Origin of the sequence: Mucilaginibacter gynuensis (assembly GCF_039541195.1) — a bacterium.
GTDB classification, from domain to species: domain Bacteria; phylum Bacteroidota; class Bacteroidia; order Sphingobacteriales; family Sphingobacteriaceae; genus Mucilaginibacter; species Mucilaginibacter gynuensis.
The window spans coordinates 34,552-56,269 of the sequence record NZ_BAABFT010000009.1 but is presented as its reverse complement, the minus strand read 5'-3'; the positions used below and the strand labels follow the sequence as shown (position 1 = coordinate 56,269).

The following is a 21,718-nucleotide window of genomic DNA, read 5'->3' as shown; positions in this document are numbered from 1 at the left end:
ACACGTAAAAAGCAGTAGCGACATTGATTACCTTTTAACAAAATATCATGGTTGTTACCCCTGCAATTGAATTTGAAAACCATTTAACATGCCCCAAGTGTAAAAGTCTCGGTGTGCGACGAATTCCGAGATCCCGATTCGTTAAACTCTTGCTATCGGACAACATTAAGCATTTTAAATGTTTCAAATGTTTTTTTAAGTTTTACAGGAAGGTCAAAAGTGATTAAATCGGCGGTGTTTATAATGATTGTAAGCTGTATCTATTTATTATTTAAAGAACACCGATAGCGTTAGCGTTTAACGATCTGTGTTGAAAGTTGATATTTTAAAATGAATTTGGTCTGATCTATCCATACTACTATGTGATGCTTCCGATTCTTTTATCCATCAATGCTATAAATCGACGGTTGCCCCCCTTTGAATACTTTACGATTGTAGATTTACCAATTATGGCGGGAGAAATTAAAGCTATTTTCGCTTTTTTTATCAACCCTGTAAATACGTAAACATCTTTGAATGAATGTACAATCAAAACACTAAAATAAGAACACTGCTATTCATCCTATTGATCGTTACAGCTTACTGTATCAGGCCTGCACTAGCACAAGACGCAAATGAGTTGAAACGTCAACAGGTACTAAAAAAACATGCCCGCAGTTATTTTGAATCCGTTTATGTACCCTTACACTTTAAGGAACCGGGGAGTTATCGGTTTTCCAGGATAGGATTGTTACCGGTCAACAATGAAAAAGCGCTAAAAGACTCCTTGACTGCCTACGAAAGAAAACTTACGGCCATAGATACTGCCTCATCAGAATCGCCGTATCGTGAGACGATTGAAAGCATTAAGCGTGAAAAACAGAAACCGGCCCCTACAGATTCGACCGCTTCGGCCCTGAATCAAAACTGGATGAAAACCTTAATGATGATGAGGGACAAAAGCTTATCGGAGTATCTTAGGGTTATCAAAAGAAAAGACGAATTATATTTACAGCTTAATTCATTAACGCAAACCGAAAAAACAAAAACCGTTAGCTATACTGTTTTTTTAAGATGTTACGGCCGTAACGACTTTGGAGATGCTGTTTACGGAGTATACTACTTTAGCATTTCACCCAAAAGGGACATCGGGAAGGTTGAAAGGCTTAATAACTAAAAGCGGACCGTATGGAATGGTGCAGCTTTACGCATTGGGATTTCATACCCGCCCTTAAAAAGATAAAGCTTAAAAAATCAATTGAATACATTCATTGGCATTGCACCGCAAACACAAAATTAGCACACAGCCGCGAAATCGTCAAGGGCAGGTAAATGGCGCTGAAAGCCTGTATAGAAGATGCGCCACCCTTGACTATCCCACGTCTTAGCACTCCCTGCTGTTTAAGCGTAGCAATGCCTGTTATTGGCAAGCCGGCAAAAAACAAAAGAAGGAAAGACGCATAACTGCCGGGATGGCCTGTCTCCTTTCCGCTTTAAGATTTCCGTTTTTGTTCCCCCTCTAATAATTTAAGGATGTCTTCCTGTTTGTAATAGAGTATGCCGCCGATCTTTGTGTAGGATAGCGTGCCGTTCACCCGCAACGTTTGCAGGGTTCCCGGTGATATTCGAAGCATATTTCTTACCTGGTAGCTCTTCAGCCATTTTTTTGGTTCTGCCGGGCTCCCGCCGATGAGTAATCGAATATGCTGAAGGAGACGCTGCTCAAACGCGTCAAGGTCTTCTTTGGTGATAATTTCCGCTGCCATGATGTTGATATTGTTTATGCAAACGTACCCTGGTCTATCGTGATTTTTTCGGTAGTGTTTAGGTAGTACCGAAAGATTTTTATTAGATATGAAATCATTCGCTTTCGAACTGAAAATAATGATCACTAATCTGTATTGGCCGCAAAACGATCGATTTGCCGTTTGAATAGAATAATTGAATTATCTTCTTGGTTGTCTTTAGGCCGCAATAAGGTCTAAATAATTCTCGGTAAGTATGCTTTAGGCAGGTGTATAATTTTATTATCCTGTGCCATACGAGTATGTTAGCGTTAAAAATATATAGTGACACCAAACGACCTATTAACCAAACAGGATTTAGATAACTTCAAAAAGGAACTGTTCGAATTGCTGAAACCGATAACGGATTCGCAAATGGTTAGCAAACAAAAATGGCTACGCAGCAAGGATGTTCGTGAGTTCCTGAATATATCTGCCGGAACGCTTAATCATTTGCGTGTGACCGGTGCGCTGGTTGCCCGAAAAATCGGTAAAACTTATTTCTACAGTGCGGAAGATATCGACAAAGAACTTAACAAGGGTGAAAAAAAAAGCCCGAAGCGGAAATCCTAGCACGACCTGTCCGACAGACTTACAAGGTTATCTTTTTTCCAAAAATCAGATCCGGCGACAAGCGCAAAGAACATCCTGTATACATCAGGATAACAGTGAATGGCTCCCGGGAAGAGTGGTCGACGGGCCGTAAATGCTATCCCTTGGAATGGGATCGTGCAGCTAAACGGGTCAAAGGCACACGTGAATATGCCAGGTCGATCAATAATTGGCTGGATGTTTTACAGGCCCGGGCGTATGCCTGCCGGCAAGATCTGTATGCAGCGGGTAAAACGTTTACAGCCGTACATATTCGTAAATTGATGCAAGGTGAAGAACTTGAGCCGCCAAAGATGTTGTCTGATGTTTGGGATTATCACACTAACCAGATCGCCGGTCTTTTGGGTAAAGGTTACACGGCGGGAACCTTGCAGAAATACAAGTCGGTCTTTCGGGTATTACGAAAGTTCTTACTGCTGAAAACGCAAAAAGATGATATCAAACTCGATGATATCGACTATCAACTCGTCAGGGACTTCGACCATTACCTTAAAGCTGATTATGGTGTAAAGATAAATACGGCGGTCCAAATGGTGAAAAAACTACGGACTATGATGAAAATTGCCAATGAGATCGGCTGGGCTAAGCGCGATCCTTTTGTCGCTTACCGGGCAAAAAAGGAGGAAGTTTTCCGTGAATTTTTGACCAGTGAAGAGCTAAATGTGCTTGCGCTTAAAAAACTGAAAAAACGTTTGGTATTGACCCGGGATCTTTTCCTTTTTAGCTGTTACACCGGCTTGTCTTATTCGGATACCGTGCGATTGACGGCGGAAGATATAGTCAAAGGTGAGGACGGTGGAATCTGGCTGGAAACGCATCGCATGAAAAACAATAACAGGGTAAGGGTTCCGCTGTTATCTCCGGCGCTTAAACTGATCGATCATTATAAAAGCTATCCGCGAACCCCTGATGAGGATTTTCTTCTTCCCAAGCTTAGCAATCCGAGGGTTAACTTTTACCTGAAGGAAATTATGAAAGAAACGGGCTGGACGAAATGGCTTACCTTTCATTGTGCCAGGCATACTTTCGCGACGACTGTAACGCTGACTAACGGCGTTCCCATTGAAACCGTGGGGAAGATGCTCGGACATAAGAATATCCGCTCAACACAAATTTATGCGCGGGTCACTGACACCAAAGTAAGCAGGGATATGAGAGCCCTTAAGAAAAAGTATGCAGGACAGGAATTGACCTTGGCGAAGGATGACTAAAAGATTTAATATAGGTTGTTTATAAACTTTTATTTATAAACATAATTGTTTATTTTTGAATATGAGCAGCGACATTGAAAAATATTATGGCATTCATCCGGGACGTGTTCTGGAAAGAGAACTAACGAAGCGTCAATTAAAAAAGGGACCGTTTGCCATTTCTATCGGCGAGTATCCGCAGGTTATCAATGAAGTTACAAAAGCACGGAGAGGTTTATCACCCCTGCTTTCCCTGAAAATTGATCACGCTCTGGGTTGAGAGGAAGGCGCGTTCTATTTGTTGCAGGCGCATTATGAAATTGACCAGGTAAAGAAGAAATTAAAACATAAGGGCGCGCCATCTTTCAGAAAAGCGCTATTCTGGGACACGGACATGGATAAGATCGACTGGCATAAACAATATAAAGCGGTGATACAACGTGTTTTCGAACGTGGAAATGATGCGGAAAAGGAACGATGAGCCACTCATTCAAGGCAAATGGGTTTTAACTGCCAAAACATTGAAGCAAATCTCTAATGGCGTTACTATACGAGACGAAAATACCGCTCAGTTTCATGGGGCGTACTATATATTTAATGGAGATAATACCCTTGAAGAGAAAACCCTTGATGGCAACACCTTTACTATGCAATACACTTTGGTTGGGGATTCCTTAACATTTATACACATAGAAAATAAGCAGAATTATGGCGCTAAAGAATAATTTAGGGTAAAAAAGCTTACCAAAACAGAGGCTCAGTTAAGCTACTCTCCTAAAGATAATGAACCATATTTAACGCCACCGGAAGGTGTATATATCGAAATGACCTTAACCAAATATTAATTAATGCTATCAATTATGGGACGATTAGGAATATTAACATCCAGATTATGTGAAGGTTTTGTGCTAACTGGATTCAAAAAGAGAAATCATTTTTCTATATCTTTGGGAAGCAAAAAATATTTCTTGCAAAAATTGGTTTAAAACCTGCTAAGTTTCCTACATAGCAGGTTTTTTTTATTATCCAATAAGCCTATCCTGTTTGAGTCAATTATTGCCGCTCATGCCTGATAGGGACTTGCTTGGGCCGTCATTTTTCAAAATTGTATATAGGTGGATTGAATCTTTATGCTTAATGATGATCTTGTTTGAAAACGCTTTTTTAAAAATCGAATCCCCTACATAAGAATTTTTTATAAAATCTTTTTTTAAATAGGACTCTGTGGTTTGAGCAAAAATATACCTATCCCCATTTGTCAAATCTATCTTGATAATAGAGTGGCTGGCTTCGAGTTCACTGATTTGGCCAACGATTTTATTATTGAAGGACTTAACATAGCCCTCTGAGGTTTTTAGTCTATCGTGTCTTAACATCAAAACTGTTATTATCAACCCGACAGATATGAAAGTGCAAAATAGGATTACGAATAACCTTTTGTTTTCAATGATCATTTATAATATCTCTTAAGATTATACTAAACATATAGTCACTATTAAGGGCAACCGGATCCGTGCCAAATATCAGTAATCGATGATATTATGATTCTATTTAGAAAAAAAATATTTTGAGATTTACATTATGTGCTCTGTGCGGTATATTTAATTTCATGTATATAACAGACCTAAAGAAAGAGGCCAAAAACTTCTTATGCAGTGTTATAAGGAACCCAAAAGGGTTGCCGTTCGCTAAATGCGATAATTACCTACAAAGGGTAAAACAGGTTAGATAAACGATGAGATAATTCGGCATTAATCTTTCTAGCCGGTGGCCGAGGGTGCTACCAATATTATTTTTTATAGCATCAAAGAAACCGGCAATACCACTCTCCCGCCTTTAGTTTGATCGTCAAGGCCTTTGACCTGATCGCGCGTACCTTTTATGATGCTGGCCATCCTTTCACCTTATGGTGTACCACGCTCTGCTATGGATAACCTGCCGTAAGGTGATTAGCCTTTCCAGTGCTGCCTTACGCTGCGCTATCGATCCTTTTGCATTAAGCATCTCGCGGGAGTTATTCTTTAACTCCGCTGTAGATTGCTGTTGCCTGTATTTTTCCTCTGCAAGCATTTGGGCCAGCTGCTGCTTACTTAGCGCAACCCGGTTAGTTATTGTAGCCTATTGTTGGGAACCTGCAATGGCATTTCCGTAGATCCGGACGATAATATACATAACACAAAAATTGACTCGGGATATCACTATGCAGAAATACTACGGCATGAAATATGCTTTAGATAAAAAAACGATCGATGGCAACCATATTTTCAGTGACAGACTCAAAAAACAAGGTGTATCAAGTTGCTTACAAAAGGGGAAATAATGAACATGTGTACAATATAACAGATGAGCAAGGCAGATACTGTGAAATAGCCTTCAATGAAGATTGGACGATATATAGCGTTACCGCTGTCTATTCGCCCGATATGGATACCCGTGAGTTGGGTAACCTGATAATGGAATATGTTCAATCATAATGTTTAATACTATTGTATATTCGCTACGTCAAATGCAGCAACATGGACGATTATAATTTTACAATAACAGTATACGGGGTGGAATTGATGGTGAAGCGCCACCCAAAGCTTAAAAGATTTTTTGAGGTGTTTAATCCCGATACATTTTACCTAATATGCTATAATTATTCGGGCAAATGGGATTTTGTAGAGATGAGGGATCGGTCGAAAAAGATTGACATACCGGAAGTTGGAGGCGCGATTATTGGCTATCTAAATCAGAGCGGAATTCCTATAGATTAAACCTTCACTTTCTTTCCTCAACAGTCTCCCAATGATCACGCACCTGGTACCATCTTCAAATTCAACAAGGAAATTACCGTTACGGCCGGATATTGTCATACTACAATGTATGCCATTGTTGTATATTTAAAACCTGATTTAAGCTATGGACATTGAAAAACTGTCGCCATTTTATGGCAAAACTACAGCGGGAACTGAGAGTAAGCAAACTACTGATCAAATATTCAAAGTTAAAATAAATGGACCCAACGTATCTTTTCGAAACGTTGGCACTCTATTATTCAAATCCTGGTGAGCCGATGGAACCGGCACTCATTTATGAGAACAACACGGGGGTTATGCGACCTTGCGTTTTAAAAAAGAGTCCCAATAGTCATTTCCTGAATTCGAGATACCGATTTGCACTTGAATTAGCAGCGGGAAAAATTGAAGCAGAGTTTGAAAAGAGGAAGGTTCCTTATATGAGATATCTTGATATTGTCGATCAGTTGTTGTCTGATTTTGAGGAGCAAGGACCAAATAGGTAGCCCAAGCATATATCACGATCGTACAAGCGGCAACAAGATAGTTGTGAACACCACCCATCACATTGAACGCGTTGGCACTGGTGATGATAGGAACAAGGGGTTGGATTTACCTGATTTTTTGTTGAGTGAGTAGTAGCTCACGATATATTATACCATTCAGTTGTGAACCTCCTTTCGCAAGTAAAAGATGGTTTTTATCAATGGTTGGATCGCCAGGGTTAACATTAAACTTTGGTTTTCCCTATTGTTTGAAAAAGAAAGGAACAGGGAATTCCTTACGTTGAACCCTAATACTGTCAATCCATTCAAATTTTACCGGCCTTGCTCCATGTCCGGATTCACCTCCTACTATCACCCAATGAATACCTCTAAGCGGTAAGTCATCAATATTCCCCAAAAGCGGTTCGATTGATAAAAATCTTGTTTTTGCTGGAACTAAGCTGAGTTCATCAATTCTTTAACATAGTTAGAATTTCGACATATATTCCCATCCAAATATTATCAGTCCATTTTAATTGGTCTGCAATAGCAATCAATCTGTCCGATCTTTTAGTTAAAACCTGGTATGTATGTTGCGGAGTGGTGTTCATAACTAAAAATACAGATTTTATAAAATCTGTAAGTATTTCGTCATGAAAAAAATCGCTCATTGAATTAACAAATACCACTTTTTCTTTTTTCCAAGTGAATGGAATATTCAATGTAGTTGGACGTAGTGTGATTTTAAATCCATCTTTATACTTATCAACACCCATTGCTTTTAGTCGCCTTGACATAACTATTGCATAGCAAAACTTACAGCCAGGACCGATTTTTTTACAACCTGTAACCGGATTCCACGTTTCCTCTGTCCATTCAATTGATGACAGGATCCGGCGCGGGTGCTGACAACAGTTGATCGGGAATCGATTATAACCAACGGGTATACTGAGGCTATTAAAGACGATGGCGGGCATACAAATATTAGATGAAGTTTATAATCAATCTTCAATTTAAGGATGGCAAAATCAGAGTGGAGCCGGATATTAAAAGCTTGATGGCATCCGCAATACTGGAAAATACGAACGTAAATACTACTTATCAAATTTAGACTCCAAAATAAAAGGTGAGACAAGTTGCATTTATGTAATTAGATCTACCGGAGAGGTGATATTGCTCAATCCTGAACTTAAAGATAAAATAGATGGGTTCGTAAATGTATTCATTCAAAAATTAATTATCAGGGTCGGATCAGATTGGTAGATACCGACCGCGCAAGTTGTGAGGCAAGAAAAACCTTGACGGTTGCAAAAATTACGAATCGCCTATCGAGAAAATGCCAATATTGGGATCTTTTTATACCCAATCGATAAATGATGATTGGACATTTTGAGTCAGTTGTAAATAGAGTATTGCTGTTAGTCACGATGATCCTTGAAAAGCAAATATATCAGCGATACAATTACTGCAAAAATTATTACTTTAAACATCCCGCGTTATTTGACTTTTCGGTAAAAAGAAAAAAAGCACTTGAAACATTTAAAGTGCCTCACATTGTCCGAAAGTATCAGTCTCACTAAACGAGACCGCGGTATCCTTGTTACTCCCAAGCTTTGGCATTTAGGGCATGTTAGTTGATTAGAATTTTCGATTGCAGGGGTAACAACCATTGCGACTATATAAGGTGATTAATATTGGCATTTTTTACGAGGATATGTTCCCTATGGTTTCGCAAAATTTAACATGGGTTAGTGACATTACAACTTCAGGTTTTAAAGTGAAAATATTGTTATTTTCACATCATGAAACGCAGTGACCTCCGTATTGGCAACACAATACTAATTCAAGGTGAGCCTTTTAATGTTGATATGTTTATGATGACCATGGACAACTTGGAGCCAATTCCTTTAACCGAGGACTGGTTATTTTTATTAGGGTTTAAGCTTGACACATTGGTTGAAGGACAGCCTCCAGTATATTATATTACAGGGCATTATATGTACATAGAGCCGATTAATTTACAGCCAATGGACGGTGGTTATCCGATCTGTAAATATCAATTACAATTTGTTCATCAATTACAGAATCTTTATTTTGCACTTACAGGACTTGAATTAATAATAGATTAAAAAACATGAGACCGGAGGTCGAAATAGTATCAGAACTTGAAGACTTGAAACAATTTATGCAGCATTCAGATAATGAGCATCACGATTTACCAGAAATCGCCGCAAAGATAGTAGCTTTGGAATGGGCACTGGCGGTGAGAGAGAAATTTAATTAAAGCTAATCGATAGGCCGTTGCGTCGCTTGCGGGTAAGTCCATTTAAATAACCTGAGTTATTATGAATATTAGCTAACAATTAGGAAACACTTAATATCCATAATCTTTAATCACGGATATTACCGGTCTAAAAAATCACTTGTTTTAATGTACCCTGAAAAATTTACGATTAGCTCTAATTGAAAATTTCTGCAATTTTGTTCATCATTGTTCCCTCGTCGCCTGTTGAAAGTAATATTTTACCTTCTTTATCAATAAGCACATAGTGGGGCAGGTAATTAACGCCGTATAACGTGCTAACATTTCCGGGCTTACTTGGTGTACGCTCATCAACCACTTGCGTCCATGGCATAAGTTCCTTATCGAGCGCATTTTTCCAACTATTTTGATTTTGATCGTCTGATACACCTACTATGTTCAAACCTTTATCGTGATATTTGGCATACACGCTTTTCCAATTGGGGATAGCCGCCCTGCATGGTACACACCAGCTTGCCCAAAAATCTATCATTACAAAGGTGCCTTTCGTTTCAGATAGACTGAACTTGGTGTTATCCCTTTGTAACAATGCAAAGTTAGGTGCTGGTGTTCCTATATGTTTGTTCACAAGGTTGGCGGCAGTTACAGCAAGGTTTTTATAACATTCCGTTTTTTTTGCATCTCCGGTAAATTGAGCAACAGCTTCTTTGAATCCTGGGGGAGTATTATGATAAAACTGTTTAAATAATTCATAGTAGTCATTATATATATATACCGCTGCTATAGACGAAGGATTTTTATCGACAAACTTTTTGATCCAGTTTTTTTGCTTTTCCACCATAAGTAGCTTTAATGAATCCATTTGAATCTGATTATCACCTCCATTTTTATAAATGGATTCCAAGGATGAGTAGTAATAACTATAGTCGGTTTCTTTCTTAAACCTAAGATAAATATCATTTATAGCCGAGCCTTTTTGATTTATTGACCATATCATTACCGAATTATCAGATTGATGCATTGCGCCAATTGTATCAATGTTAAACGTCATGTTTGAATTTTCTAAAAATGCTCGAAACATCCAGGTGCCCGGAGTAATAACAAAGCCATGCCTCTCGGAAATCTTTGCTTTGCCCTGCATTACAAATTTGCCGCTTTTAATAACAGCACTGTCGGCAAAACCACTTAGGTCTGCTTTGTACATCCGTATCATTCCGGAATCTATATCATTAACCGTTCCGTTGATAGTGTACTGCTGACCATGTGCCTCGATAGTTAAAAACAAAGCAAGCAGAATAACAATAGTGTTTCTCATTTTTTATTGTAGGCAGTTTAGCTACTCTATTGGCTAAATATAAAGCATAAGTGTTAAATTATGAAATGTGATGATGTCACTTTTAAGGCCGCTTTATATCATTGTTGCCGGGGACGGAAGTTATTAGTAACAAGGAAAAAGGTGTACATTATTGAACTTTTGACTGATAAAATCTTTAGCGCGGCAATTTCAGCAAGTATGATAGGTAGTTGAGATGTTGCGATTTTTTGTTTACCCAAATATATCTTTCCTGCCTTATCAAGTATATCTTTTTCGGATATCATTTAGATATTGCTGATGTACTGCAAGCGATGAATGCCCCAACAGCTCCATTGTTACCATTGGGTTATTAATCTTATCAATGGCCATCCGAGCGAATGTGCCGGGCGATGTGAGGGGATAATGGTTTTTTGATACATGCCTTTTCCGCGATCAGCTTCAGGTGCTTGTTAACCAATGTGGTAGCAGATCTTTTTTGAAATCCTTTTTAATTCATTATTTCCGAACTCGTTCACATAATTTTCCGTTTTTTGATATATACTGGATTTCTTGAAAATATTAGCGTAATGATAGTTCCAAACTCTTGCCTTACATTGAAATCGCCATGTAACTCTGCACTTAAACCTTTCATAAGCCGCATGCCCAATGTACCACGTGGGCTTTCTTGTACTTCTGCTGGAATACCGATACCATTATCTGCAATGCTCAGCTGTAGTTGCTCCGCATTTACTTCCGTCATGGACACGGAAATTCTCCCAGGCTTATTGGGAATGAAAGCATATTTAAGCGAATTTAGTAATGGCTTCATTTAATATTAAACCTAAAGGGATGGCTTGCGAAATATCAAGTTGTAAGGGTATTATATTTGTCTCAAACCGAATGTTGTTGGCGACTCCATAACTTTTCAACCAGATAGCTAATCAATTCCGCAGATATTTCGACATTTCCATTGATGTTAAGTCATCCGACAAATATTATTTTTTTTATGAATGAGTGACATTGCGAAGATTCGGTGCAGACTATTTGTACAGCAGCCCTATATCATTGAGCGCTTCGAGTTTTCCATATTTATTTATAGGGACAATTGTTTACTTATCTGTTAAAACCATCTTTGCTATCCCTTGTTTTTGAGTTACATCTAACAAGAAAAAACTATGGCAACAAAAGGGGCAACTACAGACCGTAAAAAAGTTAATTCCGGTGAAAAGTACGAAGTAAAGTACGAAGCTGAGAAGTTAGGCGTCAGCACGCAGGCGCTCGTCGGCGCCAAGAGAGCAACCGGCTCCAATGACCGTAAGGTTATCGAAAAATATCTTGCCGATAAGAAAAAGGGATAGCCCAAACGAAGTTTTAATAGAAGCCCCGGAAGGGGCTTTGTTGTCATTTATCTACCTGTAAAAAATGAACCGAAAGATAAAGGGAACTACTACAGATGCCAGAACAGTTGACATTGACGACGCCTATGCCCTGGAATTTTGGGCGAGGGAGTTCAATGTATCCCAGGATAAAGTAAAAGCGGCAGTATTGGCTGCCGGAACTATCGCACCGGATGTAAAGCGTGAACTTAAAAAATAACACCATGGGCCTGACCGAATACGCCAAAAAGCGGGATTTTAAAAAGACCGCCGAACCCAAAGCCGGAAAAAGCAAGGATAAGGATAACCTTATTTTTGTCGTGCAAAAGCATGATGCTTCCAGACTGCATTATGATTTCCGGCTGGAGATGGATGGCGTATTAAAAAGCTGGGCCGTTCCAAAAGGACCAAGCCTTGATCCTAAGGTGAAACACCTGGCGATGATGGTAGAGGATCATCCTTTTGATTATTTAAACTTTGAAGGGATTATACCGAAAGGGGAATATGGTGGCGGGACGGTGATCGTTTGGGACGAGGGCACTTATGAACCTATTGAACCGATCAGGGGGAAAAAGGCGCAGGAAAAACACCTGCTTAAGCAACTGGCAAGCGGCCAGCTAAAAATTAAACTACACGGCGAGAAATTGAACGGTGAATTTGCTATGGTTAAAACGCATGGCATGGGCGAAAATGGCTGGCTAATGATCAAACATAAAGATGAGTTCGCCACCAGCGAGGATATTACCAAAAAGGATAAATCCGTGCTTTCAGGGAAGACCATTGAAACCATGGAAAAAACGAGTGAAAAAGTATGGCAAAACGGGCATGAAGAAGATGTGGTTCCCGATGAGGAACTGGCGGAAGATGTAGCAACAGAAGATGCGCCGGATATCGATGTAAAAGCCATTTTAAAAGCCGCGCCAAAGTCTAAAGTTCCCGCCAACGTTAAACCGATGAAAGCCACTTTAGTAGATGAACCATTTGATGAACCCGGCTGGCTGTTTGAGGTCAAATGGGACGGCTACCGCGCTATTGCCGTTCTTGATAAAAAAGATGGTGCGCAGTTGATCTCCCGCAACAATCTCCCCTTTGAAAAATATTACCCCATCAACGAGGCATTAAAAAGTTGGAGCATGAATGCCGTACTTGATGGGGAACTACTTGTATTGAATGAAAAAGGCATTTCTGATTTTGGTGCTATGCAAAACTGGCGCAGCGAAGCGGATGGCAACCTCGTTTACTACATCTTTGACATTTTATGGTACGAGGGGAAAAACCTGATGGAACTACCACTCGTTGAACGCCAGGCGATCCTTAAAGAAATACTCCCGACCGATAACGACCACATCCGTCAAAGCAAAGTTTTCGATGCTAACGGCATTGATTTCTTCGCAGCCGCAGTAAAAATGGGATTGGAAGGCATTATTGCTAAAAAAGCGGCCAGCGTTTATACCGCTGACCTGCGCAGCAAGGAATGGCTTAAAGTTAAAGTGCAGCGGCGACAAGAAGTTGTGATTGCAGGCTACACCAAAAATGAGGGCACCGGCAAATCGTTTAGCGCCTTGGTATTGGGCGTTTACAAAGGCAAGGAACTTCAATTCGTGGGCAAAGTTGGCACTGGTTTTTCTGATAAACTCCAAAAGGAAATGATGGCGCAGTTCAAGCCGTTAGTCACTGACGAAAGCCCTTTCAATTATGAAGTAGATGTGGACAAACCCACGCGCTTCCGGCCGAAAAGAACGGGCGCGAAACCAACCTGGCTAAAACCTGAACTGGTCTGCGAAGTAGGGTTTGCCGAAGTAACCGGTGACGGCGTTTTTCGCCAGGCATCTTTTAAAGGGATGCGCAGTGACAAAAAAGCGAAAGATGTCGTTTTGGAAACTCCGGTAGAAACCGAAACAACCCTTGCGGAAGCTGAAACATCAATTCCGGAAACCCTAGAAAAACGCAAATCAACACCTTCAAAAACAACAACAAAAGCCAAAGCCAAAGATGCCAGTCTGAAGTTGGAACCGATAAAAACCCATGAGCGAAAAACGCTGCTTAACCCCACTGAGGACACACAAACAAAAACCGTTTGCGGTCATCCACTCAAATTCAACCACGTCACAAAACTTTACTGGCCGGAAGATAAGATCACCAAAGGGCAGATGCTCAATTATTATTACAAGGTTGGCGAATATATGATGCCTTACCTAAAAGATCGTCCGATGTCTTTGAATCGCTTTCCGGGGGGCATCCACGGCCAAAGCTTCTACCAAAAGAACGTTACCGACAAAGCTCCTGACTGGGCCAAAACTTTTGACCACGTCACCGGAGAAGGGAAAGTTACGAAATATCTGGTAGCAACCGACGAGGCAAGTTTGCTATGGATGAACTCATTAGGGTGCATAGAGATCAATCCCTGGTTTAGCCGTGCAGAGACACCGGATAATCCTGACTACTGCGTAATTGATCTTGATCCGGACAAACATACTTACGACCAGGTGGTGCAAGCAGCGCTGGAAGTAAAAAAAATCTTAGATGCCATTGACGTTCCCGCATATCCGAAAACCTCCGGCTCAACCGGTATGCATATCTACATACCTTTAGAAGGCAAATACAGTTACGACCAGTCGCAAATGTTCGCCAATATCATAGTTAAGTTGGTACACAAAGAGATACCGAATTTCACCAGCCTGGAACGCAGCATTGCCGCGCGGAAAGGAAAAATGTATCTGGACTTTTTACAAAACCGCCCAGGCGCGACGATTGCCGGCCCCTACTCGCTGCGACCCAAACCCGGTGCCACGATCTCCATGCCGCTCACCTGGGATGAAGTAAAACCCGGGCTGACCATCCAGGATTTTAACATCCACAACGCACTGGACCGTCTGAAAGAAACGGGCGACCTGTTCAAAGGCGTTTTGGGTGAAGGTATAGACCTGGCGAAAACCATTAAAAAAGCACAAAGTATATTCGGGTAACATGAAAAAGATCATCAGCAACATTATCGGGGGACTGGCCGGAGCCATCGCACTAAACATCATTCATCAAACCGTTAAAGCCGTTGATCATGATGCGCCGCGGGTGGATCTGGTTGGCGAGGAAGCATTAACCAAAGGGATGGAATCCATGGGATTAACTCCGCCGACGGGCAATGCATTATTTTTAGCGACGTTGACGGGTGATGTTTTAAGCAACGCACTTTTTTACAGCACCATAGGTTTTGGCAAAAAGACCTATCTGTTATTGCGCGGAGCAGCTGTAGGGCTTTCGGCCGGAATAGGTGCCGTAACGCTACCCGACCGGATGGGCTTAAGTGATGCGCCGGTTACCCGAACCGACAAAACAAAATTGATGACCGTTGCCTGGTATTTGATCGGCGGTCTGGTCACGGCATTCACTATAAAATCAATTCGCGCTAAAGCAGATTAATCAATATCCGGGCACCTGATAGAATGGCTTCGCAGTCATATCCAAAAGCTTGGAAATGCAGCAAACAAACTAAATGAAAATTCTATAATTCAAAACTAAACGTTCGCTCATGTCTCCATGGACCGTCTAAATAGGTCCATAGATCAAGGCCGGTCGCCTGGATTTTAAAGGGCTTGAAATCGCCGGATAATTGCTTGAGAAGTTCGGATGCATTTTCAGGAGTAGTCTTATTTGAAATAGTGATATGTGGCCGGAATCCTTGCCGATCCTGTGGAATCAAATCTTTTGAAAAATGCGAGCTCAGCATCCGGTGCAACGATATGAGTTCAGGACCATCTATGCGGTAGGCTACCCCGGCGCCTAAATGCATCAGTCTTATGACGTTCAGTTCAAAAGACCGGATCCTCAACCCGGCCAAATAATCATAAGTTGCAGGATCATCAGGCAACTGGTGAAATAAATTCAGATGTGCAGCCAGGAAATTTCGTTCAGGCGGAAAATATCGTTTCCGTTGCATTTCAAAAAAAGCCTGACCATCCGGATCAATGCTTAGCGTTAGTATTAATGGTCTTTTTTCGTTTACCTGCATTTATCTGAGCAATATTTAACATCATCCCAAACCTTTTCCCATTTTTTACGACAGGTAAAGGGTCTTCCGCAAACTAAGCAAATCTTTTGCGGCAGGTCCTGTTTTTTAACCCCTCTCATGCTTCCATTGTTTTTTCATTGCGGCATAGGATTCTGTTGCTTCAGCAGCCTTCCAGCAGTCATAGAATATATTGGCCGCCCTTGCTTTTTCGGGATCGCCCGTACCCCGTTCTAATTGCGCATGATTTTTTTCGGCGTCGTCTTTCTTACCACCCTTGTAATTAGCGTAGCGCCTGGCGTGGGTGTAACCCATTTGCAGGTACTTTCGCGCCATATCAGCACCAACAAAATCACCCGCTTCGAGGTATGCTAAAAATAGTTCATAGATCTTTTTGCTACTTTCTTTGGCGACGTCCTCTGATTTAAACCGCCAGTATGGACCAATCTCGCTTTTACAGGGTTCACAGGTCAGCACCCCCTGCTTACCTTTACCCACACGGTAATTTTCGGGATGGGCCCGGTAATCGATGTCCGGATGCCAGGCATAGTTAATTTTATCAAAATTGAGGTAACTGGGTTGATCCGGCATTGGCTTAAAATTCCTTCAATTCGATCCACACCGGTGCGTGGTCGCTGGAATGCTCCCAGCCGCGCACATCTTTATCAACCCCGGCGGAAACTAATCTTGCTACCAATACCAGATTAAGCAGGAAGTGATCCAGCCTTAAACCAGCATCGCGCCCATAGGCATTACGCAGGTAGTCCCAAAATGTATAGAAGCGCTCATCAGGGTGTAACTTACGAATGGCATCCGTCCAGCCGGATTTAACCAGTTGGCGCCAAAGTTTTCGCGACTCGGGGCGGAATAACGCGTTATCTACATATTTCTCTGGTTTGTAAGTGTCAAGTTCGGTAGGCATGATATTATAATCACCAATTAGGGCCACCGGTAAACCGAAACCATTTAGTTTTTTACCATGGGCGGTAAGGCGTTTGATCCATTTAAGTTTATAATCGAATTTGGGGCCTGGATAAGGATTGCCATTGGGCAGGTATAAGCAACCGATTACGATTCCATTGATAAATGCTTCGATGTAACGGCTCTGGGTATCATCCGGGTCACCGTCCAAACCACGGCGGGTTTCCTGTATTTCGCCATAGCGGGAGAGAATAGCCACGCCATTCCAGCTTTTCTGACCCTGCCAGATCGCATGATAACCCGCCTTCAATAATATATCTTCAGGAAACTTATGATCTTCCGTTTTGAGTTCCTGTAAACAAACTACGTCAGGGGCAGCTTCTTCTAACCACCGGAGTAAGTTGCCGATACGACCATTAATGCCGTTGATATTATAGGTGGCGATTTTCAAATCTTACCTAGTCTTTGAGCACTGCATCCGTCGCCACTTTAGCGGCCTTCTTCGGAATGAACGTTTTTTTGTCAATCACATCGGCGGCTGTATCACTAACCGCTTCCTTAAATTTTCTTGTCAGTTGGCGACGATAATGATCACCTTTATCTGTAAGATATAGCCAACCTAAGGCAATACCAGCCGTTATACCAACTGCTATTCCTACAATCAGCCCGGTATGATCGTCTTTTTTAAATGGATTTTTCATATAGAGGTAACAGGTTTTTTAGCGTAATGTTCCTTTAAATATCCGGTTCCTGGTAAGTTTCGATAAAAACCGCGAGATAGGCCTGCTCGGCGACGCTTAAAACCTGGCCCTCAAAATGCTGAACCCTGCCATTCTCGAATAAAAATTTACCGGGATAATCGGGTTTATCCTCATCCGGCAATTCGTCGGCCGGCCCGTCGCTTTCTGCTGGTTCGGTAAACAAATGGGGTTCATCACCGAATGCGTCTTTATAGATTTTAAAAACGCCTGTTGAGCGCAGGCCATTATCACCATCCCTTTCAAGGACCGGTTCGATGACCACATAACGATCGCTGCCATCTACCTGCGGAATGCTCGTTTGAACCGGATGCATCATCTCAGGCACCTTTTTTAGCGGTCAGGCTGCTCATCAACTGACCATAAAGATCGTCGCCTTTCGCTGCTTTCGGTTTCAGCTTCTTGATGGTCGGGCGTTTGCCTTTGGCTTTTTGCTCAATGATATTCATCAGTTCCGTATGGTATTCATCCTTATACTTCTATTTTTGAAATTACAAAATCCGAATCCGATCCGGAAAACATATTTTATCAACTGGCCATCAAGGACATTCAGGACGCGGCCGACCTGTTTTTGCCACTTTACAATGAGGAAGTTGACGGAGCAGACGGCTATGTAAGCCTTGAGGTATCCCCGTTATTTGCTTTAGATGAAGAAAATACGATCGCCCAGGCAAGGCAATTATGGCAGGCTGTTGACCGCAAAAACGTGATGATCAAAATCCCTGGTACGCTGCCATGCCTACCGGCGATCAAAACAGCGATCAGTGAGGGAATAAATATCAACGTCACGCTCATTTTTGGCCTGGAACGCTATGAAGCCATCGCCAACGCTTATATCGAGGGATTGGAACTCAGATTGGCTGCAGGGGAAAAGATCGGACGGATCGCGTCTGTGGCCAGCTTTTTCCTTAGCCGCATCGACCTGATGGTAGATCCTTTACTTGAAGAAAAGGGGTTGGTCGAATTCGAAGGTAAGGCAGCTATAGCTTCGGCTAAAACAGCTTTTACACTCTACCGCAGGATCTTTAGTGGCGAACGCTGGGATAGATTGGCTGCTGCCGGAGCTAAACCACAACGACTGCTATGGGCAAGCACGGGCAATAAAAATCCGGCAACTAAAGACACGCTTTATGTCGAAGAACTCATCGGCCCTGATACCGTCAATACCGTCCCATTGGCTACGATCGAGGCATTCAGGGACCATGGTCTGCCGGATAACCGACTGGAGCAAAAGCCTGAACAGGCGTTGACCATCCTGGAGGCGATAGCCCAGTCCGGAATTGATATGGAAGAAGTGGCTTTGCAGCTGGAAAAAGAGGGAATAAAAAAATTTGAAATCCCGTATAAAAAACTTCTTGCCTCCATCACTGAAAAAATAAAACGATAAACTACTCTTACACCTATGATAAGTGCGCCAAACAATTACGAACATCATACGGCACTACGCTACACATGAAAAAAGCGTTTCTATTTGATCTTGACGATGCGGTCTATCCGGCCCGGTCTGTGGCCGACGATATGTACAACGACCTGTTCTCTTTATTAAAACAGTACGTTAGCAGCGACGTATTTGAAAATATACGGGAAGACATTTTAACCACGCCCTTTCAACATGTGGCGGACTGCTATGCACTTGAAAAAGAACTGAAAGATGCAGGAATGAATATATGTCTGAATATGGACTATGATGGTCCGATGAAAACATTCGATGATTTCGATCTGGCAAAGGACAACGCAGCCGAAAAGGCGAAATGTCAATCATCTGCCATGTCGCGACGAGCGAGAAAACAGTTTGCGAAGGGAACAGCATCCAGGAACTTAGTTGGAACGTCAGGAATCAACCTTGCAAAGGCGTTTCCCAAGAACCATAATTGATTAAAAAACCTTGATGTTATTGAACAAATAATGAATAAGGCGATATATCAGATAAATGTACATGATGCATGAAAAATAAGTCAAATCAATCATTAACATTCATAGGATTCCATTGTTCCTACCTATGTAATCACTAACGGTGAAGCAATGAACACCTGCGGGGACAAAAATCTAAATCATTATAAATCAGTAAAATCATGAGTATAAAGCGGATATTTTTTACGGGGGGATCAGGAAAAGCAGGAAAGCACGTGATACCTTACCTCCTGAACCAGGGGTATAGGGTGATGAATGTAGACCTGGCACGTTTAGATTACCCGGGCGTAGACAATCTGATGGCTGATATTACCGATTCAGGGCAAATGTTTAATGCCATGAGTTCGTACGCAGGATTAGATGAGTTGGAACAGGGTGACGGCGTACCAAAATTTGATGCTGTAGTACATTTTGCTGCTGTGCCAAGGATCTTACTTACAACTGATAATGAAACTTTTCGGGTCAATACCATAGGTACTTATAATGTGATTGAAGCAGCCGTAAAACTTGGAATTAAAAAAATCATTATTGCCTCGTCGGAGACCACTTACGGAATTTGTTTTTCAGATGGCAAAACCGACCCTCATTTGCTGCCATTAGAAGAAGACTATGATGTCGACCCAATGGACAGCTATGGATTGTCGAAAGTTGTGAATGAGAAAACGGCACGGGCCTTCCAGCGACGCTCAGGCTTTGATATATATGCACTTCGTATTGGCAATGTAATTGAGCCCCAAGAATACACAGAACTGTTTCCTTATTATTTAAAACATCCTGAAGCGCGTCGCAGGAATGCTTTCTGTTATATTGATGCACGTGATCTCGGACAAATTGTAGATTTATGTTTGAAAAAAGATAATCTCGGTTTTCAGGTTTTTAATGCTGGTAATGATCACAATGGTGCGATTATTCCAAGCATAGAATTGGCTGAAAATTTTTTTCCCGGTGTGCCCATTACCCGTGAATTGGAGGTACATGAAGCCCTGTTTTCAAACCGCAAAATCCGTGAGCTTCTGGGATTCAAAGAACAACATAACTGGCGGAAATATGTGAAGGTGGACTAACAGTTTGTTTGGAAACTTGTCCACCAAACTCTTAAATTACTCTTAATATTTTGGAAACTTAATCTTCCTTTACTGAAGTGCGTAAGCCGCAGCCTCGAAATCCGCATCCTCGATGATCACGTAGTCCTCATCATATTTATAACCCTTGACGATTTTATCATAAGGCACTTCTTTCTTGGTGTTCTCATTCAGCCGCTGGAATTTAATGTGCGCGTGGTCGCGGCTAACCAGCATATCCAGGTCAAGCCGGGTTTCCTGCACCGCCGAAAACAGTTTAATGGGGATACTCACCAGCCCAAAGCCAATCGAACCGGTCCAAATGCTTCTCATAATTTCAGTTTTCTAATATTATCATTGATGCCATGCGGGTGGTGCCCTTCGATCTGATCTGCCAGCAATCGCAGCACTTCTTCATTGATCTCTCCGGGTTTTGGCAGATAGGCAGAAATACTGCGCATCCGGCTCAAAACTGGCCACATATACGCCGTTCTCGAATACTTTATACTTGCACTGCTGCTCATTATGATGGGGATATTCACCCACCTCGAAATGATGCACTGCCTTGTCAACACTGATCGTGATCGGGTAATTTTCCATACTTACATAACTGTTTAACCACCGCATTGTTTAAGCGCTGCCTTTTGCGGATATTTCCTGGATGATCTGGTCGAACTCATCGGCGCTCAAGGCCAGCATATTCATGAGCTCTTCACGCTCGGCCTCATTCTCTGCGCTGCGTAATAATTTAGTGAGGCCCATGATATTGGCGAGTGGTTTCCGTACCCCATGAGACTGGATGAAGCTGATCTCGTCCAGGTGCGTTTCGGCCAGGTTCAGTTTCGTTTTGGTGTCTACAAACTCGGTGATATTATAACCTATGCAGAAAATACCCTGCGGTAAGCCCTGCTCATCCAGCATCGCCTGCATTTCCCATTGCGTGGTCACGAACCCGCCGCGGCCATCATGTTTACGCAAAGTGACCGGAAACAGGTGGCCCGGGTCCTGGAAACATTGCGGACCGGCGGCTTCACAGATCTGGACATCCTCCGGGTGGAGCGTAACCGAAAAATGCTGTCCGCGCAGGGTACCCTTGCCAAAACTAAAGTTGCGATCATAGTTCGGGCTCACATAGGTGTAAACGCTGTCCATGCCGATCGCAATCGTATAAAAGAAAGCCGAGGCATTTAAGAATTGGTTGATCTGTTCATAGCGATGCATGCTCTCATAAGCGGGCCGGCGCCGGATTTGTTTTAAATTATTCATCAGAACAATCCTATCAAAACCGCTGAACGCGATCCGGG

At 42.0% G+C, this 21,718-nt stretch carries 35 protein-coding genes; 18 read left to right on the top strand and 17 right to left on the bottom strand.

Annotated features, from left to right (window positions below; all coding sequences use genetic code 11):
* The first annotated feature begins 766 nt into the window (after positions 1 to 766).
* On the top strand, positions 767 to 1,156 hold the full coding sequence (locus tag ABD894_RS17145; RefSeq protein ID WP_345212292.1) for a hypothetical protein: 390 nt from the start codon (positions 767 to 769) through the stop codon (positions 1,154 to 1,156).
* 316 nt (positions 1,157 to 1,472) lie between these two features.
* Here the strand turns inward: ABD894_RS17145 and ABD894_RS17140 are convergent, their stop codons facing one another.
* Entirely contained in the window at positions 1,473 to 1,745 is a 273-nt protein-coding gene (locus tag ABD894_RS17140; RefSeq protein ID WP_345212291.1) for a helix-turn-helix domain-containing protein, read from the bottom strand.
* Between the two features lie 303 nt (positions 1,746 to 2,048).
* Between ABD894_RS17140 and ABD894_RS17135 the strand changes: the two genes are divergently transcribed.
* From ABD894_RS17135 to ABD894_RS17115, 5 genes are all read left to right on the top strand, one after another.
* Positions 2,049 to 2,336, top strand: coding sequence for a helix-turn-helix domain-containing protein (locus tag ABD894_RS17135; RefSeq protein ID WP_345212290.1), 288 nt, complete (start codon positions 2,049 to 2,051; stop codon positions 2,334 to 2,336).
* The gene (locus ABD894_RS17130; protein ID WP_345212457.1) at positions 2,330 to 3,586 is read left to right on the top strand and encodes a site-specific integrase; all 1,257 of its coding nucleotides are present in this window, start codon (positions 2,330 to 2,332) and stop codon (positions 3,584 to 3,586) included. Before ABD894_RS17135 ends, ABD894_RS17130 begins: the two co-directional genes overlap by 7 nt.
* Positions 3,587 to 3,647: 61 nt before the next feature.
* Positions 3,648 to 3,845 carry a helix-turn-helix transcriptional regulator gene (locus tag ABD894_RS17125; protein ID WP_345212289.1) on the top strand — a complete coding sequence of 66 codons (198 nt, stop codon included), beginning with the start codon at positions 3,648 to 3,650 and terminating at the stop codon, positions 3,843 to 3,845.
* Between the two features lie 21 nt (positions 3,846 to 3,866).
* On the top strand, positions 3,867 to 4,046 hold the full coding sequence (locus tag ABD894_RS17120) for a DUF6922 domain-containing protein (protein WP_345212288.1): 180 nt from the start codon (positions 3,867 to 3,869) through the stop codon (positions 4,044 to 4,046).
* A complete protein-coding gene (locus ABD894_RS17115) occupies positions 4,024 to 4,290 on the top strand; it encodes a hypothetical protein (protein ID WP_345212287.1) in 267 nt (88 codons plus the stop codon). Before ABD894_RS17120 ends, ABD894_RS17115 begins: the two co-directional genes overlap by 23 nt.
* A 324-nt stretch (positions 4,291 to 4,614) precedes the next feature.
* Here ABD894_RS17115 and ABD894_RS17110 read toward each other — a convergent pair whose 3' ends face one another.
* Both ABD894_RS17110 and ABD894_RS17105 read right to left on the bottom strand, forming a co-directional pair.
* A complete protein-coding gene (locus tag ABD894_RS17110) occupies positions 4,615 to 5,019 on the bottom strand; it encodes a hypothetical protein (protein WP_345212286.1) in 405 nt (134 codons plus the stop codon).
* A gap of 445 nt (positions 5,020 to 5,464) precedes the next feature.
* Positions 5,465 to 5,635, bottom strand: a complete 171-nt coding sequence (locus ABD894_RS17105) for a hypothetical protein (RefSeq protein WP_345212285.1) — start codon at positions 5,633 to 5,635, stop codon at positions 5,465 to 5,467.
* 257 nt (positions 5,636 to 5,892) lie between these two features.
* Between ABD894_RS17105 and ABD894_RS17100 the strand changes: the two genes are divergently transcribed.
* From ABD894_RS17100 to ABD894_RS17090, 3 genes are all read left to right on the top strand, one after another.
* On the top strand, positions 5,893 to 6,039 hold the full coding sequence (locus tag ABD894_RS17100) for a hypothetical protein (protein WP_345212284.1): 147 nt from the start codon (positions 5,893 to 5,895) through the stop codon (positions 6,037 to 6,039).
* 42 nt (positions 6,040 to 6,081) lie between these two features.
* Complete coding sequence (locus ABD894_RS17095) at positions 6,082 to 6,321, top strand: hypothetical protein (RefSeq protein ID WP_345212283.1); 240 nt, start codon at positions 6,082 to 6,084, stop codon at positions 6,319 to 6,321.
* A 239-nt stretch (positions 6,322 to 6,560) separates the two neighbouring features.
* On the top strand, positions 6,561 to 6,848 hold the full coding sequence (locus ABD894_RS17090; RefSeq protein WP_345212282.1) for a hypothetical protein: 288 nt from the start codon (positions 6,561 to 6,563) through the stop codon (positions 6,846 to 6,848).
* A 241-nt stretch (positions 6,849 to 7,089) separates the two neighbouring features.
* On the opposite strand, the gene ABD894_RS28210 is transcribed toward ABD894_RS17090, so the two are convergent.
* Entirely contained in the window at positions 7,090 to 7,245 is a 156-nt protein-coding gene (locus ABD894_RS28210; RefSeq protein WP_425562973.1) for a DUF5131 family protein, read from the bottom strand.
* A gap of 52 nt (positions 7,246 to 7,297) precedes the next feature.
* Positions 7,298 to 7,804 (bottom strand): DUF5131 family protein, encoded by a 507-nt coding sequence (locus ABD894_RS17085; RefSeq protein ID WP_345212281.1) that lies wholly within the window; start codon positions 7,802 to 7,804, stop codon positions 7,298 to 7,300.
* A gap of 825 nt (positions 7,805 to 8,629) precedes the next feature.
* Here ABD894_RS17085 and ABD894_RS17080 point away from each other — a divergent pair.
* Positions 8,630 to 8,956: a hypothetical protein gene (locus ABD894_RS17080; RefSeq protein ID WP_345212280.1), complete on the top strand. Its 327-nt coding sequence runs from the start codon at positions 8,630 to 8,632 to the stop codon at positions 8,954 to 8,956.
* Positions 8,957 to 8,961: 5 nt separating this feature from the next.
* Positions 8,962 to 9,111, top strand: coding sequence for a hypothetical protein (locus tag ABD894_RS17075; protein WP_345212279.1), 150 nt, complete (start codon positions 8,962 to 8,964; stop codon positions 9,109 to 9,111).
* Positions 9,112 to 9,286: 175 nt separating this feature from the next.
* On the opposite strand, the gene ABD894_RS17070 is transcribed toward ABD894_RS17075, so the two are convergent.
* Positions 9,287 to 10,405, bottom strand: a complete 1,119-nt coding sequence (locus ABD894_RS17070) for a redoxin domain-containing protein (protein ID WP_345212278.1) — start codon at positions 10,403 to 10,405, stop codon at positions 9,287 to 9,289.
* A gap of 511 nt (positions 10,406 to 10,916) precedes the next feature.
* A complete protein-coding gene (locus ABD894_RS17065) occupies positions 10,917 to 11,213 on the bottom strand; it encodes an ATP-binding protein (RefSeq protein ID WP_345212277.1) in 297 nt (98 codons plus the stop codon).
* A gap of 346 nt (positions 11,214 to 11,559) precedes the next feature.
* Here ABD894_RS17065 and ABD894_RS17060 point away from each other — a divergent pair, with 346 nt between their 5' ends.
* The 4 genes from ABD894_RS17060 to ABD894_RS17045 all read left to right on the top strand — a co-directional run bounded on the left by ABD894_RS17060 (position 11,560) and on the right by ABD894_RS17045 (position 15,177).
* Positions 11,560 to 11,742: a DUF3606 domain-containing protein gene (locus ABD894_RS17060; protein WP_345212276.1), complete on the top strand. Its 183-nt coding sequence runs from the start codon at positions 11,560 to 11,562 to the stop codon at positions 11,740 to 11,742.
* A 64-nt stretch (positions 11,743 to 11,806) separates the two neighbouring features.
* The gene (locus ABD894_RS17055) at positions 11,807 to 11,980 is read left to right on the top strand and encodes a DUF3606 domain-containing protein (RefSeq protein ID WP_345212275.1); all 174 of its coding nucleotides are present in this window, start codon (positions 11,807 to 11,809) and stop codon (positions 11,978 to 11,980) included.
* A gap of 4 nt (positions 11,981 to 11,984) precedes the next feature.
* Positions 11,985 to 14,726: a DNA ligase D gene (gene ligD / locus ABD894_RS17050; RefSeq protein WP_345212274.1), complete on the top strand. Its 2,742-nt coding sequence runs from the start codon at positions 11,985 to 11,987 to the stop codon at positions 14,724 to 14,726.
* A gap of 1 nt (position 14,727) precedes the next feature.
* On the top strand, positions 14,728 to 15,177 hold the full coding sequence (locus ABD894_RS17045) for a hypothetical protein (protein ID WP_345212273.1): 450 nt from the start codon (positions 14,728 to 14,730) through the stop codon (positions 15,175 to 15,177).
* 82 nt (positions 15,178 to 15,259) lie between these two features.
* Here the strand turns inward: ABD894_RS17045 and ABD894_RS17040 are convergent, their stop codons facing one another.
* Genes ABD894_RS17040 through ABD894_RS17010 form a run of 7 tightly spaced genes read right to left on the bottom strand, consistent with a single transcriptional unit; the run spans position 15,260 to position 17,891 of the window.
* On the bottom strand, positions 15,260 to 15,766 hold the full coding sequence (locus ABD894_RS17040; RefSeq protein ID WP_345212272.1) for a 2'-5' RNA ligase family protein: 507 nt from the start codon (positions 15,764 to 15,766) through the stop codon (positions 15,260 to 15,262).
* Positions 15,757 to 15,885, bottom strand: coding sequence for a DUF2256 domain-containing protein (locus tag ABD894_RS17035; protein WP_345212271.1), 129 nt, complete (start codon positions 15,883 to 15,885; stop codon positions 15,757 to 15,759). Before ABD894_RS17035 ends, ABD894_RS17040 begins: the two co-directional genes overlap by 10 nt.
* A complete protein-coding gene (locus ABD894_RS17030; protein WP_345212270.1) occupies positions 15,872 to 16,354 on the bottom strand; it encodes a DUF4385 domain-containing protein in 483 nt (160 codons plus the stop codon). The genes ABD894_RS17035 and ABD894_RS17030 overlap by 14 nt, the downstream gene beginning before the upstream one ends.
* A 4-nt stretch (positions 16,355 to 16,358) precedes the next feature.
* Positions 16,359 to 17,135, bottom strand: coding sequence for an exodeoxyribonuclease III (gene xth, locus ABD894_RS17025; RefSeq protein WP_345212269.1), 777 nt, complete (start codon positions 17,133 to 17,135; stop codon positions 16,359 to 16,361).
* Between the two features lie 7 nt (positions 17,136 to 17,142).
* Positions 17,143 to 17,385: a hypothetical protein gene (locus ABD894_RS17020; RefSeq protein WP_345212268.1), complete on the bottom strand. Its 243-nt coding sequence runs from the start codon at positions 17,383 to 17,385 to the stop codon at positions 17,143 to 17,145.
* A 34-nt stretch (positions 17,386 to 17,419) separates the two neighbouring features.
* Positions 17,420 to 17,761 carry a hypothetical protein gene (locus tag ABD894_RS17015; RefSeq protein ID WP_345212267.1) on the bottom strand — a complete coding sequence of 114 codons (342 nt, stop codon included), beginning with the start codon at positions 17,759 to 17,761 and terminating at the stop codon, positions 17,420 to 17,422.
* Position 17,762: 1 nt separating this feature from the next.
* Positions 17,763 to 17,891: a hypothetical protein gene (locus ABD894_RS17010; protein WP_345212266.1), complete on the bottom strand. Its 129-nt coding sequence runs from the start codon at positions 17,889 to 17,891 to the stop codon at positions 17,763 to 17,765.
* Between the two features lie 14 nt (positions 17,892 to 17,905).
* Here ABD894_RS17010 and tal point away from each other — a divergent pair, with 14 nt between their 5' ends.
* The 3 genes from tal to ABD894_RS16995 all read left to right on the top strand — a co-directional run bounded on the left by tal (position 17,906) and on the right by ABD894_RS16995 (position 20,417).
* Positions 17,906 to 18,829, top strand: a complete 924-nt coding sequence (gene tal, locus ABD894_RS17005) for a transaldolase (protein WP_345212456.1) — start codon at positions 17,906 to 17,908, stop codon at positions 18,827 to 18,829.
* Positions 18,830 to 18,894: 65 nt separating this feature from the next.
* The gene (locus ABD894_RS17000; RefSeq protein ID WP_345212265.1) at positions 18,895 to 19,317 is read left to right on the top strand and encodes a hypothetical protein; all 423 of its coding nucleotides are present in this window, start codon (positions 18,895 to 18,897) and stop codon (positions 19,315 to 19,317) included.
* Between the two features lie 197 nt (positions 19,318 to 19,514).
* Positions 19,515 to 20,417, top strand: coding sequence for an NAD-dependent epimerase/dehydratase family protein (locus tag ABD894_RS16995; RefSeq protein WP_345212264.1), 903 nt, complete (start codon positions 19,515 to 19,517; stop codon positions 20,415 to 20,417).
* A gap of 69 nt (positions 20,418 to 20,486) precedes the next feature.
* Here ABD894_RS16995 and ABD894_RS16990 read toward each other — a convergent pair whose 3' ends face one another.
* The 3 genes from ABD894_RS16990 to ABD894_RS16980 all read right to left on the bottom strand — a co-directional run bounded on the left by ABD894_RS16990 (position 20,487) and on the right by ABD894_RS16980 (position 21,635).
* Positions 20,487 to 20,747, bottom strand: a complete 261-nt coding sequence (locus ABD894_RS16990; protein WP_345212263.1) for a Ku protein — start codon at positions 20,745 to 20,747, stop codon at positions 20,487 to 20,489.
* An 81-nt stretch (positions 20,748 to 20,828) separates the two neighbouring features.
* Positions 20,829 to 21,041, bottom strand: a complete 213-nt coding sequence (locus tag ABD894_RS16985; protein WP_345212262.1) for a hypothetical protein — start codon at positions 21,039 to 21,041, stop codon at positions 20,829 to 20,831.
* 3 nt (positions 21,042 to 21,044) lie between these two features.
* Positions 21,045 to 21,635, bottom strand: coding sequence for a PAS domain-containing protein (locus ABD894_RS16980; RefSeq protein ID WP_345212455.1), 591 nt, complete (start codon positions 21,633 to 21,635; stop codon positions 21,045 to 21,047).
* Between the last annotated feature and the right edge of the window lie 83 nt (positions 21,636 to 21,718).

Excerpts from the sequence above, each read along its gene's own strand:
- ABD894_RS17110 (WP_345212286.1), bottom strand. The coding sequence starts at position 5,019 with ATGATCATTGAAAACAAAAGGTTATTCGTAATCCTATTTTGCACTTTC.
- ABD894_RS16985 (WP_345212262.1), bottom strand. The coding sequence starts at position 21,041 with ATGCGGTGGTTAAACAGTTATGTAAGTATGGAAAATTACCCGATCACG.
- ABD894_RS17140 (WP_345212291.1), bottom strand. The coding sequence starts at position 1,745 with ATGGCAGCGGAAATTATCACCAAAGAAGACCTTGACGCGTTTGAGCAG.
- ABD894_RS17010 (WP_345212266.1), bottom strand. The coding sequence starts at position 17,891 with ATGAATATCATTGAGCAAAAAGCCAAAGGCAAACGCCCGACCATCAAG.
- ligD (WP_345212274.1), top strand. The coding sequence starts at position 11,985 with ATGGGCCTGACCGAATACGCCAAAAAGCGGGATTTTAAAAAGACCGCC.
- ABD894_RS17030 (WP_345212270.1), bottom strand. The coding sequence starts at position 16,354 with ATGCCGGATCAACCCAGTTACCTCAATTTTGATAAAATTAACTATGCC.
- ABD894_RS16995 (WP_345212264.1), top strand. The coding sequence starts at position 19,515 with ATGAGTATAAAGCGGATATTTTTTACGGGGGGATCAGGAAAAGCAGGA.
- ABD894_RS16980 (WP_345212455.1), bottom strand. The coding sequence starts at position 21,635 with ATGCATCGCTATGAACAGATCAACCAATTCTTAAATGCCTCGGCTTTC.
- ABD894_RS17060 (WP_345212276.1), top strand. The coding sequence starts at position 11,560 with ATGGCAACAAAAGGGGCAACTACAGACCGTAAAAAAGTTAATTCCGGT.
- ABD894_RS17085 (WP_345212281.1), bottom strand. The coding sequence starts at position 7,804 with ATGCCCGCCATCGTCTTTAATAGCCTCAGTATACCCGTTGGTTATAAT.
- ABD894_RS17095 (WP_345212283.1), top strand. The coding sequence starts at position 6,082 with ATGGACGATTATAATTTTACAATAACAGTATACGGGGTGGAATTGATG.
- ABD894_RS17080 (WP_345212280.1), top strand. The coding sequence starts at position 8,630 with ATGAAACGCAGTGACCTCCGTATTGGCAACACAATACTAATTCAAGGT.
- ABD894_RS17125 (WP_345212289.1), top strand. The coding sequence starts at position 3,648 with ATGAGCAGCGACATTGAAAAATATTATGGCATTCATCCGGGACGTGTT.
- ABD894_RS16990 (WP_345212263.1), bottom strand. The coding sequence starts at position 20,747 with ATGAGAAGCATTTGGACCGGTTCGATTGGCTTTGGGCTGGTGAGTATC.
- ABD894_RS17020 (WP_345212268.1), bottom strand. The coding sequence starts at position 17,385 with ATGAAAAATCCATTTAAAAAAGACGATCATACCGGGCTGATTGTAGGA.
- ABD894_RS17055 (WP_345212275.1), top strand. The coding sequence starts at position 11,807 with ATGAACCGAAAGATAAAGGGAACTACTACAGATGCCAGAACAGTTGAC.
- ABD894_RS17000 (WP_345212265.1), top strand. The coding sequence starts at position 18,895 with ATGAAAAAAGCGTTTCTATTTGATCTTGACGATGCGGTCTATCCGGCC.
- ABD894_RS17045 (WP_345212273.1), top strand. The coding sequence starts at position 14,728 with ATGAAAAAGATCATCAGCAACATTATCGGGGGACTGGCCGGAGCCATC.
- ABD894_RS17065 (WP_345212277.1), bottom strand. The coding sequence starts at position 11,213 with ATGAAGCCATTACTAAATTCGCTTAAATATGCTTTCATTCCCAATAAG.
- ABD894_RS17035 (WP_345212271.1), bottom strand. The coding sequence starts at position 15,885 with ATGAGAGGGGTTAAAAAACAGGACCTGCCGCAAAAGATTTGCTTAGTT.
- ABD894_RS17075 (WP_345212279.1), top strand. The coding sequence starts at position 8,962 with ATGAGACCGGAGGTCGAAATAGTATCAGAACTTGAAGACTTGAAACAA.
- ABD894_RS17070 (WP_345212278.1), bottom strand. The coding sequence starts at position 10,405 with ATGAGAAACACTATTGTTATTCTGCTTGCTTTGTTTTTAACTATCGAG.
- ABD894_RS17040 (WP_345212272.1), bottom strand. The coding sequence starts at position 15,766 with ATGCAGGTAAACGAAAAAAGACCATTAATACTAACGCTAAGCATTGAT.
- ABD894_RS17115 (WP_345212287.1), top strand. The coding sequence starts at position 4,024 with ATGATGCGGAAAAGGAACGATGAGCCACTCATTCAAGGCAAATGGGTT.
- ABD894_RS17105 (WP_345212285.1), bottom strand. The coding sequence starts at position 5,635 with ATGCTTGCAGAGGAAAAATACAGGCAACAGCAATCTACAGCGGAGTTA.
- ABD894_RS17090 (WP_345212282.1), top strand. The coding sequence starts at position 6,561 with ATGGACCCAACGTATCTTTTCGAAACGTTGGCACTCTATTATTCAAAT.
- ABD894_RS17015 (WP_345212267.1), bottom strand. The coding sequence starts at position 17,761 with ATGATGCATCCGGTTCAAACGAGCATTCCGCAGGTAGATGGCAGCGAT.